Annotated in this window: 12 protein-coding genes; 4 read left to right on the top strand and 8 right to left on the bottom strand. The window is 72.4% G+C overall.

The annotated features are described in order from the left end of the window. Positions 1-16: 16 nt before the first annotated feature. The 4 genes from CRP51_RS26150 to CRP51_RS26165 form a co-directional block, all read right to left on the bottom strand. Positions 17-907 (bottom strand): carbohydrate ABC transporter permease, encoded by an 891-nt coding sequence (locus CRP51_RS26150; RefSeq protein WP_097233822.1) that lies wholly within the window; start codon positions 905-907, stop codon positions 17-19. Further along, positions 904-1806, bottom strand: coding sequence for a carbohydrate ABC transporter permease (locus tag CRP51_RS26155; RefSeq protein ID WP_097233823.1), 903 nt, complete (start codon positions 1804-1806; stop codon positions 904-906). Before CRP51_RS26155 ends, CRP51_RS26150 begins: the two co-directional genes overlap by 4 nt. 7 nt (positions 1807-1813) lie before the next feature. Further along, entirely contained in the window at positions 1814-3115 is a 1302-nt protein-coding gene (locus CRP51_RS26160; RefSeq protein ID WP_097233824.1) for an extracellular solute-binding protein, read from the bottom strand. A 127-nt stretch (positions 3116-3242) separates the two neighbouring features. Then, positions 3243-4262: a LacI family DNA-binding transcriptional regulator gene (locus tag CRP51_RS26165; protein WP_097233825.1), complete on the bottom strand. Its 1020-nt coding sequence runs from the start codon at positions 4260-4262 to the stop codon at positions 3243-3245. 113 nt (positions 4263-4375) lie between these two features. Here CRP51_RS26165 and CRP51_RS26170 point away from each other — a divergent pair, with 113 nt between their 5' ends. Further along, positions 4376-5491: a glycoside hydrolase family 10 protein gene (locus tag CRP51_RS26170; protein WP_245880813.1), complete on the top strand. Its 1116-nt coding sequence runs from the start codon at positions 4376-4378 to the stop codon at positions 5489-5491. A gap of 28 nt (positions 5492-5519) precedes the next feature. Here CRP51_RS26170 and CRP51_RS26175 read toward each other — a convergent pair whose 3' ends face one another. Both CRP51_RS26175 and CRP51_RS26180 read right to left on the bottom strand, forming a co-directional pair. After that, complete coding sequence (locus CRP51_RS26175; RefSeq protein WP_097233827.1) at positions 5520-8291, bottom strand: trypsin-like peptidase domain-containing protein; 2772 nt, start codon at positions 8289-8291, stop codon at positions 5520-5522. 7 nt (positions 8292-8298) lie between these two features. Then, the gene (locus CRP51_RS26180) at positions 8299-8604 is read right to left on the bottom strand and encodes a trypco2 family protein (protein WP_212616006.1); all 306 of its coding nucleotides are present in this window, start codon (positions 8602-8604) and stop codon (positions 8299-8301) included. Between the two features lie 198 nt (positions 8605-8802). On the opposite strand from CRP51_RS26180, the gene CRP51_RS26185 reads away from it, so the two are divergent. Next, complete coding sequence (locus CRP51_RS26185) at positions 8803-9123, top strand: hypothetical protein (protein ID WP_141514665.1); 321 nt, start codon at positions 8803-8805, stop codon at positions 9121-9123. 289 nt (positions 9124-9412) lie between these two features. Here CRP51_RS26185 and CRP51_RS26190 read toward each other — a convergent pair whose 3' ends face one another. Together CRP51_RS26190 and CRP51_RS26195 are read right to left on the bottom strand one after the other, a co-directional pair. Next, positions 9413-10159, bottom strand: a complete 747-nt coding sequence (locus CRP51_RS26190) for a phosphotransferase family protein (protein ID WP_097233829.1) — start codon at positions 10157-10159, stop codon at positions 9413-9415. Between the two features lie 430 nt (positions 10160-10589). Then, a complete protein-coding gene (locus CRP51_RS26195) occupies positions 10590-11825 on the bottom strand; it encodes a Gfo/Idh/MocA family protein (protein ID WP_097233830.1) in 1236 nt (411 codons plus the stop codon). Between the two features lie 361 nt (positions 11826-12186). Between CRP51_RS26195 and CRP51_RS26200 the strand changes: the two genes are divergently transcribed. Continuing rightward, the gene (locus tag CRP51_RS26200; RefSeq protein ID WP_097233831.1) at positions 12187-13752 is read left to right on the top strand and encodes a PQQ-dependent sugar dehydrogenase; all 1566 of its coding nucleotides are present in this window, start codon (positions 12187-12189) and stop codon (positions 13750-13752) included. A gap of 186 nt (positions 13753-13938) precedes the next feature. Next, complete coding sequence (locus CRP51_RS26205) at positions 13939-15918, top strand: glycoside hydrolase family 127 protein (RefSeq protein WP_097233832.1); 1980 nt, start codon at positions 13939-13941, stop codon at positions 15916-15918. Positions 15919-15923: the final 5 nt, after the last annotated feature.

A 15923-nucleotide genomic window follows, 5' to 3' on the forward strand; every position in this document is an offset into this window, starting at 1 on the left:
CCGGGCGCGGGGCGGCTCACTTGCCGCCCACCCCCATCAGCCCGTTGATCAGCTGACGCCGGGCGAACAGATAGGCCGTGAAGATCGGCACGATCGACAGCACCACGGCGGCCAGCAGCGCGGGGATGTCCACGCGGAACTCGCCCACGAAGTCGTAGAGGCCGAGCGTCAGCACCCGCGTCTCGCGGGACTGGGTGAGGATCAGCGGGAAGAGGAAGCCGTTCCACGCGCTCAGCGCCGAGAAGACGCCCGCCGTGGAGATCCCCGCCCGGGACATCGGGATGACCAGTTGGAAGAGGACCCGCACCGAGCGCGCGCCGTCCAGCGCCATCGACTCGTACAGCTCCTCCGAGATGTCCCGCATCGTGCCCACCATGATCAGCACGCTCACCGGCAGCGAGAACGCGGCGGTGGGCAGGATGATCGCCAACAGCGAGTCGTAGAGGGAGAGTTCGGTGATGATCAGGTAGATCGGGATGATCACCGCCTGGGAGGGGATCGCCAGGCCCAACAGGAAGAGCTGGAAGGTCTTCTGGCTCAGCCGCGAGCGGGTGCGCACGATGCTGTAGCTGACGGTGACCGAGAGGGCCAGCACCAGCGCGGCACAGGAGGCCGTCACGATCACGGTGTTGAGGAGATAGCGCGGGAAGTCGCCCTCCAGCACCTGCCGGTAGCTGTCGAAGGAGAGGCTGGTGGGCAGCGACAGCGGTCCGTTGTCCAGGTACTCCTGGCGGCTCTGGAGCGTCGAGGCCACCAGGATGTACAGCGGTACCACGACGATGATCAGCCAGACGAACGCGCCGAAGCCGGCCGGGTAGTTGGCCCGCCGTGGTAGCCGGGTCCGCTGCTTTCGCGGCGCGTTCCGTTCGCGCGGCGGCGCCGGGCGCGGCGTGGTGTCGGTGCTCACATGCCCTCCCGGGTGCTGCGCATCCTGTTGAACCCGGTCAGCCGCACCAGCAGCAGCGAGGTGCCCGTCGCCACGATCACCAGCGCGGCGGCGACGGCGCTGGCGTAGCCCAGGTCGAACGCCTTGAAGCCGGTCTCGTACATCAGGTACGGCACGATCGAGGTGGCGTCGCCGGGACCGCCCCTGGTGAGGATGAGCACGGTGTCGAAGTAGGTCAGCGCGCCCACCACCATCAGCACCGTGGAGGTGACGATGGTGTTCCGCAGCTGCGGCAGGGTGATGTGGAAGAACTGCCGCACGGTGCCCGCGCCGTCGATGGCCGCCGCGTCGTAGAGCGACTGCGGGATCTGCCGCGCGCCGCCCTGGTAGATCAGGGTGTGGAACGGCACGAACTGCCAGCCGGTGACGAAGAGGATCGCGGCGAACGCGCCGGTGCTCGACCCCAGCAGGTCGGCGTTGTCGAGGTTGAACCAGTCGGCGACGTCGGCGGCCAGGCCCAGGTTGGGGTCGAAGATGGTGCGCCACAGCAGGGCCAGCGCCACGGAGGAGGCGAGCAGCGGCAGGAAGAAGATCGCCGACAGCACGGCCCGGTTCCGCTGGCGGCCCGCCGCCCACACGCCGAGCAGCAGCACGATGGGGGTCTGCGTCAGCCAGGTGAGGGCGGTCAGCAGCAGGCTGAGCCAGATGGCGTTGCGCATCCCGTCGTCGTTCCAGAGCCGGGACCAGTTGTCCAGCCCGGTCCAGCTCGGGTCGCTGAGGCCGTCCCAGTCGGTGAAGGACAGGTAGCCGACGATCCCCATGGGGGCCGCGGCGAACAGGAAGAAGAAGAGCACGGCCGGGAGCGCCCAGGCGATGCCTGGGCGCCCGGCGCGCGGGGTGTGGGTCGTCTCGCGCTTCACGGAAGTCCTAGAGGTTCTGCATCGCTTCGACGAACTGCTCGGCGTCGAGCTGGCCGCTGAAGAGCTTCTCGATGTTGTCGAGCATGGGCGTGGCCTGGTCGGCGGTGAGCGCCTGGTCCCAGGAGAGGGTGAAGCTGGGGGCGTCGCGCACCATCTCGTACTGGAAGCGCGCGTACTCCGGCGCGGGCGCGTCGTCCAGCAGCTCCTCGACGTCGGCGGTGGTGGGTATGTCCCCGTTGCCGACGAGGGCGCTGGCGTACTCCTCGCTGGCGTGGAGCTTCAGGAACTCCACGGCGGCGTCCCACTTCTCGCCCTCGACGCGGGAGTTGACGGACCAGTAGTTGGTGGGGTTGCCGACCAGCGCGGCCGGGTCGCCGGTGCCGCCCTCGACGGCGGGGAAGGTCGCCCAGGCGAGGTCGTTCTCCGCGAACTCCGGCTGGTTGGACAGCTGGTTGGAGAACTCCCAGCTGCCCATGAGGTGCATCGCCGCCTCGCCCTGGGCGAAGAAGGTGGAGGCGCCGTCCGTGGTGTAGCTGACGGAACGGAAGTTGTTGCCGAAGGCACCCGCGTCGACCAGGTGGACGGCGTGCTCGGCGGCGGCGAGCACGGCCGGGTCGCCCCAGGCCGAGGTGTCGCCGTTCCTGATCCGGTCGAAGAGCTCGGAGCCGCCCTGCCGGTCCAACAGGTACTCCAGCCACATGAGTTCGGTCCACGGGTCGCCGCCGGCCAGCACCGCGGGGGTGATGTCCCGCTCCGCGAACGTGTCGACCAGCGTGAAGAGTTCGTCCAACGTGGTGGGCGGGGTGACGCCGGCCTCGTCGAAGAGCGTCTCGTTGTAGAAGAGGATCACCGGCTGGACGCCGCGCATCGGCACCCCGTAGTAGCGCCCGTCGATGGCGCCGGCGTCCAGGATCGTCGGGAGGAACGCGTCCCCGAACTCGGGGTCCTCGGCGAGGGTGTCGGTGAGGTCGATCAGCATGTCCTCCTCGACGAAGTCGGCGATGCTGCCGCCGCCCCAGTTGAAGAAGATGTCCGGCGCGTTGGGGCTGCCCATCGCGGTGCGCATCCGGTCCTGGTAGTTGTCGCCCGGGATCTCCGTCAGGTTGATCTTGATGTCGGAGGTCTCGTTGAACTGGTCGACGAAGTCCTGCTGGATCGTGGTCGAGCCGTCCTGGTAGACCCAGACCTCCAGACTGTCCGAGCCGCCGCCCGGGCCGTCGCTGCCGCAGGCGGCGAGGGTGGTCGCCGCCACCGTGCACGCGGCCGACACGGCCAGGAACCGAAGTCGCGGTCTCTTGGGGCTTCGCATCGCACACCTTCCGGAAGGACGCCGATAATTATCGGTGAATGGGTGTGGCAAATTACGGGCACGGCGGCGTCCCGTCAACGGTGTCGACGAAACTGGCGCCTGTCCGCCCCTGAGGGAACGTCAGTTTTCAGCCGGCGGGCGGCGGCGGCGCGGTGGAGGCGCGCACCACCAACTCCGTTGCCAGTTCAAGCCTCGGCGTGTCGATCTCCTCGCCCCTGGTCTGCCGCAACACCGTGCGTGCGGCGACCTTGCCCATCTCGGCGAGCGGCTGGCGGACCGTGGTCAACGGCGGCGCGGACCAGCGCATTTCCGGAAGATCGTCGAAACCCACGACGCTCACCTCCTGCGGAACGCGCAGCCCGCGCCGCCGCAGCGCCTCCATCGCGCCCATCGCCATCTGGTCGCTCGCCGCGAACAGCGCCGTCGGCGGGTCGGCCAGCTCCATCAGTCGCTCGCAGCCGGTGAACCCGGACTCGTGGTAGAAGTCGCCCGGCACCATCAGCTCCTCGGCCACCGGCAGCCCCGCGCCCTCCAGCGCCGCCCGGTAGCCGTCCAGCCGGGCGCGGCTGCACAGCAGGCGGGGCGGCCCCGCGACAAAACCGATCCGCCGGTGCCCCAGCGACAGCAGATGCTCGGTCGCGGCCAGCCCGCCGGCCCAGTTGGTCGCCCCCACGGTCGGCGCGTCCAGCGGAGGCGCGCCGGCCGGGTCCACCACCACCAGCGGCACGCCCAGCCGGTGCAGCTCCTTGTGCAGCAGCGGCTCCAGCACGCTGGTCACCATGATCACGCCGTCCGAGGCGCGCGCCCGCAGGTTGGTCATCCACTGCCGCGCCGCGCCCGCCCGGTCGTGGATCGCCGAGACCACCGTGCCGACCCCGGCGGCGCCGGCGACCTCCTCGACGCCCCTGATGATCTCCACGGCCCAGGGGCTGTCGAGGTCGTTGAAGACGAGGTCGAGCAGCGCCGCCCGGTCCCCGGGGGCGTGGGTGCGCCGCCGGTAGCCGTACTGGCGCAGCAGCTCCTCCACCCGGGCGCGGGTCTCGGGCGCGACGTCGGAACGCCCGTTGACCACGCGCGATACCGTCGGCACGGAGACCCCCGCCTCCCGGGCGATGGCCGTGATGGTGACCTTGCGTTCCGCTGCCATGGTGGTACCTCTTCGTTGGCTCTGGGTGCTCCGGAAGTTTTTCAACATTATTCCGGAAGGGTTGACGCGTCCCCAAGTGCCCCTTAGAAACGGTCGGGTCAGCCTGCGGGGGCATGACAATCGAAAGGGGCATCGCTATGTCTCCCCTGGTGCGCAGAGCCGCGATCGCCGTCTCCGTCGGAGCCTTGCTCTCCGGAGCGGCCCTCGTCAACGCGCAGGCCAACGAAACCTCGGGCACCACCCCGGGGAGCACGACCGCCGAGGTGGCGCCGAGCGCCGCGACCCTCAAGGAGGCGGCCGAGGCCAGCGGCCGTTTCATGGGCACGGCCATCGCGGACGGCAGGCTCGGCGACCCGACCTACACCGGCATCGCGAGCAGCGAGTTCTCCAGCGTCACGGCGGAGAACGTCATGAAGTGGGAGGCCATCCAGCCCCAGCGCGGCCAGTTCAACCTGGACCCCGCCAACCGGCTGATGGACTTCGCCGCCGCCAACGCCCAGCAGGTCTGGGGCCACACCCTCGTCTGGCACAGCCAACTGCCCGGCTGGGTGAGCAACGGCGGCTTCGGGGCGGAGGAGCTGGACGGCATCGTCCAGGACCACATCTCCACGGTGGTCGGCGAGTACGCCGGCGAGATCGCCTACTGGGACGTGGTCAACGAGGCGTTCAACGACGACGGTTCGCTGCGCCAGTCGGTCTTCCTCAACACCCTGGGCGAGGGCTACATCGCCGACGCCTTCCGCTACGCGGAGGCCGCCGACCCCTCGGCCAAGCTGTGCATCAACGACTACAGCACCGAGCACACCAACGCCAAGAGCGACGCGTTGTACGAGGTGGTCTCCGGGCTGCTGGACGAGGGCGTGCCGATCGACTGCGTCGGCTTCCAGATGCATCTCATCCTCGACCAGTACTCGGCCTCCGACATCCAGTCCAACCTCCAGCGCTTCGCCGACCTCGGCGTCGAGGTGGTCATCACGGAGCTGGACGTCCGGATGGACATGCCGTCCGACGAGACGAAGCTGGCCTCCCAGGCCACGCAGTACGCCGACGTCGTCGGCGCCTGCGTCGCGGTCAACGGCTGCGCCGGCGTGACGATCTGGGGCTTCGGCGACGCGGACTCCTGGGTCCCCGGCACGTTCCCCGGCCAGGGCGCGGCCCTGCCGTGGGACGAGAACTACCAGCCCAAGCCGGCCTATGACGGCATCCTCCGGGGCTTCGGCGCGGCGTAACGCCTGCCGGCGGGACGCGGGCGGCGACTCACCCGGCCGGCCCGGGCGGGGAGCCGTCCGCGTCCCGCAACGCCGCGACCCGGCCGGCCTCGTCCGGCGTGAGGTCGGGGCGGGCCAGGAGCGCGCGCAGCACGAAGCCGGCGTCCGACTCCTCGGTGTGGGCCTCCAGCCAGGTGAGGGCCGTGGAGATGACCTGTCGCGCCTCGTCCGGCGTGAGGTCGGGGCGGGGGAGGAGCGCGCGCAGCACGAAGCCGGCGTCCGCCCGCTCCGTGTGCTCCGCCAGCCAGGTGAGCGCCACCCGGACCGTCCGCCGCGCGTCGTGGGACGTGCGGGCGGGACGGGCGAGCACCCGGTCCAGGACGGCGCGCACCTCCGCGTTCGCGACGCGCCGCTCCAGCCAGGTCAGTGCCAGGGAGAACGCCCGCCCCGCCGCCTCAGGCGGCAGATCGTCGCGGGAGAGCAGCGCGGGCAGCACGAAGTCCACGCTGTCGGTGCCGACATGGCGCTCCAGCCAGCGGAACGTGCCGTCGACCAGCCGTTCCAGCGCCTCCGGCGGCAGGTCCTCTCGGTACAGCAGCGGCCCGAGGACATAGCTCGCCTCGCGTCTCACGCCGTGGTCGCTCAGCCAGTCCAGCGCGGCCGGCACCAGCAACGCCCCGCCCTCCGGCGGCAGATGGCGCAGGCCACGGTAGAGCAGGTGACGGGCGTCGACCCCGGCGCCGAACTCCGTCAGCCAGGGGCCGACGACCTCCTCCCAGCAGCGGACGGCGGCGGTGTGCCAGGGCGGCCCCGAGCAGATCGCGCCGAGGGCGTAGCCGCCCACGTCGGCGTCGTCGCGCAGGAGGCGACCGACGGTCGCCGCGTTCTCCCTGAACCAGCCGTCCAGCGTGGACGTGAGCGCGCCCGCGCGGTCGACGAGCGACAGGTCGTTGACGAGCCGCCCGATGTTCGTGGCGTAACGGCCGAGGGTGCGGGGGTGGGTGAGGCCGCCGGCCAGCAGGGCACGGACACCGGCGGCGTCCGGCACCTCGTCGCGTTCCGGCAGGACGACGGACTCCACCAGTTGGTCGGCCACCACGTCGTGGGCCACCGACAGCAGTTCGTCGTCCCCCTCGAACCAGCCGAGCGAGACCAGCGTCGCCACGACCGACTCGGCCCCCGGCGCCTCCTCGGGCGGCGCCCCCGCGAGGGCGGCGCTGGCGGCCGCGACCACCTCCGCGCGGGACTGCGGGCACGCCGCCGCGGCGGCGGCCGCGGCCACCAGGCCGAGGGGCGCCCTGGCGGGGGTGAACGTGTCCTTCCGGGCGCGCACGGTCAGGCCGTCCTCGCTGAGCCGCCGTTCGAGCCACCCGGCCAGCTCCCCGCTCGACCGCAGCCCCGCGGTGAGGGGCACCGGCAGCCTGGCCTCGATGCGGCGCTCGATCTCGCGCGCGATGAGGAGGGCGATGATCGGCCGATTCCGGCAGACGGCCGTCATCTGCGCCGGGTCGAGCGCGTCCACGGCCTTCGGCGCCAGCCTTGTCAGCGCGTTGGCGGTGACCTCCCGCTGAAACGCGTCGTCCCGCCGCAGTTCCACCTCGTCGAAGAGCTCCCGCAGCGCCGCGCGGTCCGACTTCCGGAGCCAGCCGGGGCGCACCGAGGCGAGCAGCGCCACCGTCACGCCCTTGCGGTGGGCGGCGGGGAGAAGGCGGTGCCGCAGCGCGGACAGGTCGAGCTGCGACTCGTTGAGGTAGTCGATCACCACCAGCACGGGACCGGGCTCCGCGAGGACGTGCTCGGCCAACTCGTCGGTGGGCGACGGGTTCTCACCGGGCAGGACGTGCAGCACCCTCCAACCCGCCTCCATCGCCAGCCGTCCGACCTCAAGTCCGGTGCGCGTCTTCCCGGTGCCCGCCGCGCCCACCAGCAGCACGCCTCGGTCGGCGGACGTCACCAGCGTCAGGAACAGGTTCGCCGGATCGGCCGCGTGCTCGCTGCCGGGAGAGACGAAGGGAAGGTGGTCGGGGTCGAGGTTCTTCTTGAAGTCCCCCAACCCGCGCACCAGTTCCTCCTGGGGGACGACCGCGGACAGCATCCTGCCCCGGTCCGCTCCGGGAGGCTCGATCGCCACCGCCCGCGGCCGGATGCCGTCCCGCGCGACGAGCCGCACGAACTCCGGGTCCTCCAGCGCGACGGCGATCGGCTCGCCCTCGGCGCTGCCGGTCCCGGCGGCGGGCAGTCGTTGCGACTGGACGCCGACCAGGAAGAGCCCGTCCTGGGTGAACAGCGCCGTGCCGGAGAGTCCCTGCCACGGATCCTGCCCGTCGGGTCCCCGGTTGGTCGGCGGGGAGGTGGTGAAGACCAGGTCCAGACAGCCGGACTTGATGTTGGAGCCCAGCGGCACGAACCCGCCGACCTCCCGACTGTCGCGACGCCGCAGTCCCGCTCGCCCGGCGGTCCCGGGCCGCTGTGCGTACGCGGGGAAGCCGACACCGGTGAACGGCACGGTGCCCGTGCCTCCCGACAGCCGGCCCAGGGGCACCGGCGGCACGGGCGCCCCCGTCCCCGGGGAGGCGGGCGGCGCCGTGAGCCGCAGCAGCGCCAGGTCGCGCCCCCGGGCCCGCCACACCGGCGCGACGGGGTGCTCGGTGTCGTGCCCGCCGAGCAGCACGGTGCAGCGGGGCTCCCCCTCCGGGGGGTCGAGGAGATGGCCCGCGGTCAGCACCAGGGTCGGCCCGATGCGGTAACCGGACCCGTACTCCGCGTGCTTCCCGCGCCTGACGACGACCTCCGCCACGCGTTCCCTGTCGAACGGCCGCATCGCGCGGTCAGCCGCCGGAGAGCAGATCCGAGACGTCGTCGCCGGTCAACACGGGGTCGCCGCCGCCGGTCTCGGCCGCCAGGCTGATCCTGACCGTGTGGGTGTGCGTCGACTTCACGCTCCCCCCACCGTCCAGCGAGACGACCCAGAAACGCACCCCCGCCTTGGCGTCGGCCGACTTCTCCACCGCCACCTGGAGCTCCAGATCGATGGAGCCGACGCGGAACCGCACGTCCTCGCCGGCGGCGTCCAGCCGGGCGCGGTTCAGCTCGGAGCGCAACGACGCGAGCAGGTCAGCCAGTTCGATGTGCACACCAACCCCCCGGAAAAGGCCCCGAGTTCACGGGCCCTCGTCGGTACGACGTAGGACGGACAAGTCTCGCAGAGAGCTTCGCCACTCGCACCACAACGCGGCACCGTGCCTCGTTCCCTGTGCACACCCCTGAGTGGAACGCGAGTTCGACAGCTCGCCCCGCCGGGCCTAGTCTGCGGGAGCATGACAGTTCCACGCGTGTTATCCGCACTGGAGCGACTGCGCCCCGCCGGGGGGCCGGGGGGCGTGCGCGCCGCCCGCGTCGGGCCACCGACCGTGGACGAGCTCCGCGACCTCGCCGACTTCTCGGCGCCCGCCCCGCTCGCCGTCCGGGTCGCCCGGCGCACCGCCGTGGGCGTCGGCGCCGGGGTGCTGCTCTCCGGGACGGTGCTGCTCACCGGCGCCGAGGCGCAGGCGCCCGAGGCACCGCCGCGGCTGCCGCCGGTGCCGGCCTCCACCCTGCCAACCCCTTCCGGCGGCCCGGCGCTCGCGCCCGTTTCGGCCCCCGACCAGCCCTGACGGTCCTCGGCGTTCTCCGGTCGCGGCGTTCTTCCCTCGCGGTGAAGCTCCGCTCGCGACCGGTCGGGTGCGCGCGCCGCTCGTTCCGGCGTGCGGCGGCGGTGGGCGGTCCCCGTGACGGGCCGGTACCCGGCTCTCCCTCTCGGACGAAGGGACGCCGGGGGCGGCTACGAGGAGGAGGGGCGCCCGCAGCGCGCACCCGGCTCCGCCGGGCCGCCCACGGCGCCCGCCCCTCTCGCGCGCACCCCTCTCACCGGGCTGGACGTCTCCACAACGGCCGGGAAGGGCCTCACATGCGAGCTTTCAGCACGTCGACCTCACAGCCCGGCGCGAACGGGTCGAAGCCGTGCTCGACCAGCCAGCGGACCCCCAACAGGCTTCGCAACGACCACCACGCGCGGATCACGTCGACGTCGACGTCGGTGCCGTAACCGGCGAGGACGTCGTCGAGGCGCTCCTCGTGTCCCAGCGTCAGGGTGGCGAGGTCGAACAGGGCGTCGCCCGGACCCGCCTCGGACCAGTCGATGACGCCCGTGACCTCGTCGCCGTCGACGAACACGTGGTCCACCTGGAGGTCGCCGTGTGTGAACGCGGATGCCCATGGCCGGATCGCCGCCTCGGCGACCTGGCGGTTGCGGGTGACCAGGTCGGCGGGCAGGACGCCGTTCTTCACCAGCGCCTCGCACTCGCCGTCGAGTTCCGCCGCCAACTCCTCGGGCCCCCGGCGGCGCCGGCCGGTCCACGGCGGCAACGGCGCCTCGTGCAGCCGCCGGACGGCGGCGCCCGCACCGGCCCACGCCGCCGGCGACGCGGTCGACGGCGCACCGAGACGACCGAGCGCCGTCCCCGGGACCGCGGTGATCGCGAGCACGGGCGGCCTGCGCCACAACACCCGGGGCGTCGGGAGCGACACCAGGGCCAACGCCTCGACCTCGACGTCGATGCGCGCCTGATCGGCGTCCACCTTCAGAAACACGTCGCCGACGCGCAGGGTCGCACGCTCGGAGTGGGCGACGACCACTTTGACCTCGTCCATGGGCGCCCAGTATTCCGGGGGTGATCGTCGGCGTCGCCGGGATTATCACGTGCGACGACGCCTGCCCCTCGCGGCTGTTCGTGGACGATCAGCCCGGCGAGAGGGGAACGGGCGAGGGGGCGGGCGCCGTGGGTGGCCCGGCGGAGCCGGGTGCGCGCTGCTCCCGCCCCCGGGCCGTGGTCGGCCCGGAACAACGGCGCGGCCATGGTGCCCGGTTGGCGCGGCCCGCCACCCACCGACCACCGGTCGGCAGCGGGGATACGCGTACCCCCGTCCCTCCCCCTCGTAGCCGCCCTTGGCGGCCATGCGCACGAGAGGGAGAGACGGCACACGGCCCGCCACGGGGACCGCTCACCGCCGCCGCAGCCACCGCAGGGGGGTGTACGCGCGACGGTCCGGCGGCGCCAGTGCGTTCAGCCGATCTCGGGCTTCAGCCGATCTCGGGCGCGTCCCCGTGGTCGGGGACCGGGAGGCGTTCCCCGCCGCGGAGGGCGGAGGCGTGGGCGATCACGCCCGGGAGGGTGTAGCGGGCGGCGACCCAGGCGTTGACCGAGGGGAGCGTGCCCTGGTTGACCGCGTTGACGAAGTCGTCGGCCAGGAAGTGGTGGCTGCCCTCGTGCCCGTTGGGGACGTGGGCGTACTGGGTCGGCAGCCGCGAGATGTCGTGGACCGGCGCGGTGCCGGAGACGAACGCGTCGCGCAGCGCCGGGTCGACGTGTTCCAGGGAGGGGTCGTCGGCAGCCAACGTCCGCTTCGGCGTGAGGAGTTCGCTGATGTCGTGGACCCCCTCCTTGTCCTGCCAGACGCTGAAGGTGGCCAACTGCTCGAAGCTGCCCTCGGTCCCGAAGAAGCGGAACCTGGACTCCCGGATGTGCGAGGGGTATCCCACCCGGCGGAACTCGTTGATCCGGAACGAGCCGCCGCCCGCGACCTCGAAGAGCGCCGTCGCGTTGGAGAGGTCGTTGTCGAACTGGCTGACGTCCTTGTCGAAGACGCCGTCCCCGCGTTCGTCGCGCACCCCGACGGCGGAGACGCTGACCGCGTGGGTGCCCCAGGCGCCGAGGACGCCGCCGACCGAGTGGGTCGGGTAGAGCAGCGGCGGGTAGCTGGCCGTGGCCTTCCAGTTCTCGCCCCCGCTGTACTGGTAGGCGGAGTAGAAGCCGAGGTCCATGTCGTGGACGTAGTCGCCCTCGGCGTAGAAGAGCCGGCCGAAGGCGTTCTCCGCGACGCGGTTCCTGGCGTAGACGGTCGCCGGGTTGTAGTGGCTGGTCTCGCCCATCATGTAGGTGAGGCCGGTCTCCTGGACCGCCTCGACGATGGCGGCGATCTCCTCCGCCGAGACGGCCATCGGTACCGCCGAGTAGACGTGCTTGCCCGCCCGCAGCGCGGCCACGGCCAGCGGTCCGTGGGTCCAGCGCTGGGTGAAGAGCGCGACGGCGTCGATCCGGTCGTCCTCCAGCATCGCCTCGAACGACGGCAGCGTGCCGGCGAGGCCCTGCTCGGCGACGAGCGACTCGGCACGCTCGGGGATCAGGTCGGTGACGTGGACGGAGCCGACACCGGGGTGCAGATGGAACAGCTTGCTGAACGAGCCGGCGAACTGGCCGGCGCCGACGATGCCGACGGAGAAAGGACCGGAGGGCCTGGGGCGCCTGGGAAGGGGCATGGAGCGAATCCTCACTGGGGGTTCCGAGGGGACACCGGATGGGCATCAGGAACGATCACGGACAAACGCTTTCCCACAGAGAACCCTAGGCAGGGCCTGACGCGCTGGTCAAAGGTCTGTCGCCTGTCAACTTCGGCGCGCTCCGGACGGTATGCCCAACCGGTCGCTAAACAAGACGAGTTGGGGACATCGTTTACTACCAGGAACTCGCGTGGGCGCACTGGTGTGGCGCCTGGTGAACAGCTAGCGTCGCGCACATCCCACCCCGCGTGCGGCCACTGGTCACGGCCGGCCACCCCCTTCCGTCGGGCCGCCCGCGGTCGATCCGGGTCCACCCCCCCCTCACGCCGTTGGAGCCGTTATGCCACGACGCCGATGGAAAGCGCCCCTGCTGATCGCCGCCTCCCTCTCCCTGCTGACCCCGCTCGCCCTCACCACGACCGCCGCGGCCTCGGGGTCCGACGACACGGCGGCGGAAGCCGCCCCGAGTGACGTCGGGACCACCGCCGTCCCGCTGGAGAACCTGACCGCGACCACCACCCAGGTCGCCTCCGGGCTGCGCCGCCCGACCGCCGTGGTCGCGCCCGACGACGGCACCGGCAGGCTGTTCATCACCGAGAAGCCCGGCACCGTCCGCGCCTACCACCCGGACTCCGGCCTGGAGGCGGACCCGCTGCTCGACGTGATCGACGAGGTGGACTCCTCGGCCAACGAACGCGGCCTGCTCGGCATCGCGCCCGCGCCGGACTTCAGCGACAGCCAGGAGCTGTATCTGGCGTACACGGCCGCCGCCGACGGCGCGGTGACGCTGGCCCGTTACGGGCTGGCGGACGACAGCCTGGAGGTGCTGCTCAGCCAGGAGCACGCCGAGTACGACAACCACAACGGCGGCCAGCTCGCGTTCGGCCCCGACGGCTATCTGTACATGTCGATCGGCGACGGCGGCGGCTCGGGCGACCCGTTCGACACCGGGCAGCGCGTCGACACCCTGCTGGGCAAGATCCTCCGCCTCGACGTGAGTCAGTCCTGCGGCGACCTGGCGTACTGCGTGCCGGAGGACAACCCGTTCGTCGGCGACCCGGAGGCGCGCGAGGAGATCTGGTCCTTCGGGCTGCGCAACCCGTGGCGGTTCTCGTTCGACTCCGAGGACGGCTCGCTGTGGATCGGCGACGTCGGGCAGGGGGTGATGGAGGAGATCAACCACCTGCCGGCCGGCGAGGGCGGCGCCAACTTCGGCTGGTCCTGCCGCGAGGGCGACTCCGAGTTCGACCCGGAGCAGTGCGACCCCTCGGCCGAGCTGACCGAGCCGATCTTCACCTACCCGCTGACCGGCGGCAACTGCGCCGTGATCGGCGGACACGTCTACCGGGGCCAGGAGTTCGCCGACCTGGCCGGCGGCACCTATGTGACCGTCGACTACTGCTCGTCGAAGGTCTTCGGCATCCGCCCGGCCGAGGGCGGCGGCTACGAGACCGCCGAGATCGGCAACGTCGGCCAGAACAGCACCCAGATCACCGCCATCGGCACCACCGTGGACGGCGAGTTCTACGCCGTCAACGACCTGCCGGGCGGGCTGCACCGGATCAGCTTCGAGGAGACCGCGCCGGCCACCACCTGCGAGGTCGCGGTGGACGTCGACTCGTGGGGCAACGGCTACAACGCCGCGCTGACCCTCACCAACACCGGCGAGGAGCCGGTGGAGGGCTGGGAGCTGACGTTCGCCCTCGCCGAGGGGCAGCGGTTCGTCTCCGGCTGGGGCGGGGTCTTCACCGCCGAGGGGAACACCGTCGTCGCCCGCGACAACGGGCACAACGCCACCATCCCCGCCGGCGGGAGCGTGAGCCTCGGCCTGGTCGCCCGCCACCAGGGTGACGCCTCGACGCCCGCCGCCTTCACCCTCAACGACGGCGCGTGCGCGCTGGGTTGACGTAGCACGCCGCCCCCGGAGGGCGGACCGAAAACGCCCGCCGGCGCCGCCGGCGGGCGTTTTCGGTTACACGAAGTTCACGCAGACCTCTTGTGCCCCGGGGGCCGATGCCAGTGCAATGTCACCCACCACATTGCAGTCTTCGATGGGGTCCCCCAGGGGCGCCCCGGGACGGCAGGTCCTGTGATGTCCTCTTCCTCCTCCTTCGCCGCTTCCCTCCCGGCCGAGGCCGGCGCCCCCGCGGTGCTGGCCACCGGGCGGCCGGGCCGCGGCCTGGGCGCCGCCCGGGTCACGATCACCGGCGGCCTGCTGGCCCGTTGGCAGCGGCGCAACGCCACCGCGACGCTGCCGCACGCCCTCGCCGAGATCACCGCGGCCGGGAACCTGGACAACTTCCGCCGCGTGGCGGACGGAGACCGTTCACCGGGCGGCGAGGGCGCCTACCGGGGGCGTTACCCGTTCCTCGACACCGACGTCTACAAGACGCTGGAAGGGCTGGTCTACGAGCTCGCCAGGGGCTCGACCGGGCCCGAGGCGCGGGAGTTCTGGGAGGAGAGCGTCGCGCTGATCGAGGCGGCCCAGGCCCCGGACGGCTATCTCGGGACCTACCACCAGAGCCCCGACACCCCCAAGTCGCCCTGGGAGGACCTGGCCTGGGGACACGAGCTGTACAACCTCGGCCATCTGACGCAGGCGGCCGTCGCCGCCGCGCGACAGCTGGGGGACCGGCGGCTGCTGGACGCCGCCCGCCGCTTCGCCGACCTGGCGGTCGCCCGCTACGGCCCCGACGGCGAGCCGCTCTACTGCGGCCACCCCGAGGTCGAGACGGCGCTCGTCGAGCTCTACCGGGAGACCGGCGAACGCGCCTACCTCGACCAGGCGCGGCTCTTCGTCGACCGCAGGGGGGCGGGCCGGCTGCGGCACAGCGTCTTCCCGCCGTCGTACTTCCAGGACGAGGTGCCGCTGCGCGAGCTGCCCTCGCTCACCGGCCACGCCGTGCGCATGGTCTACCTGGCCGCCGGCGCCACCGACCTGTGCCTGCACGACGAGGACCCCGCGCTGCTGACGCACCTGGAGGCGCTGTGGGACGACATGGTCGCCACCAAGCTGTACCTGACGGGCGGCCTCGGCAGCCGCCACTCCGACGAGGCGATCGGCGACCGCTACGAACTGCCCGCCGAACGCGCCTACGCCGAGACCTGCGCCGCCATCGGCACCATGCAGTGGGGCTGGCGGCTCTTCCTCGCCACCGGCAGGGCCGACGTGCTCGACGTGGTGGAGCGGGTGCTGTACAACGCGTTCGCCGTCGGCACCTCGCTGGACGGACGCGCCTTCTTCTACGACAACCCGCTCCAGCGCCGCCCCGACCACGAGCAGCGCAGCGGCGCCGAGACCGGGGGAGACCCGCTGCGCCGCGCCTGGTTCGGCTGCCCGTGCTGCCCGCCGAACATCGTGCGCTGGGTCGCGCAGCTCCAGGACCACCTCGCGGTCACCTCCGACGACGCGCTGACACTGGCGCTCTACGCCGACGCCGAAATCCGGGGCGTCCCGCTGGACGTCACCGTGCGCACCGACTATCCGTGGGACGGCCGGGTCACGGTCACCGTCGACCGCGCGGTCGACGGTGAGTCGACGCTGGTGCTGCGGGTGCCGGACTGGGCGGCGGGCGCGGTGCTCACCGGCGCCGACGGGGAACCGGTCGCCGCCGCGCCGGGCTGGCTGCGGCTGAGCCGGCGCTGGTCGGCGGGCGACCGGGTGGTGCTCGAACTCCCGCAGCGCGTCCGGGCGGTCGCGGCGCACCCGCACAACGACGCGGCGCGTGGCACGTTGGCGCTGCTGCGCGGCCCGCTCGTGTACTGCGTGGAGCAGCAGGACTCCCCGGCGCCCGTCGACGACCTGCTGCTGACGGCGGACGACGCGCCGGCGGCGCGGGTCGAACGCGACGGGTCGACGTGGGGGGAGCCGGCCGTCACGCTGGCCGCCGAGCTGGCGGTCGCTCCGGCGGCGCCGCCGGAGCCGTACCCGGAGGTGCCGGTGGCGGCGGCCGTGCCGCCGGCCGCTCCGCCGGCCGGCGGGGGACGGCGCGTGCCGGTGCGGCTGGTGCCCTACTTCCTGTGGGGCAACCGCGACCCCGGCGCCATGCGCGTGTGGCTGCGCCGCTTCTGAGGCGG

The organism is Streptomyces zhaozhouensis, from assembly GCF_900230195.1.
Classification (GTDB): domain Bacteria; phylum Actinomycetota; class Actinomycetes; order Streptomycetales; family Streptomycetaceae; genus Streptomyces; species Streptomyces zhaozhouensis.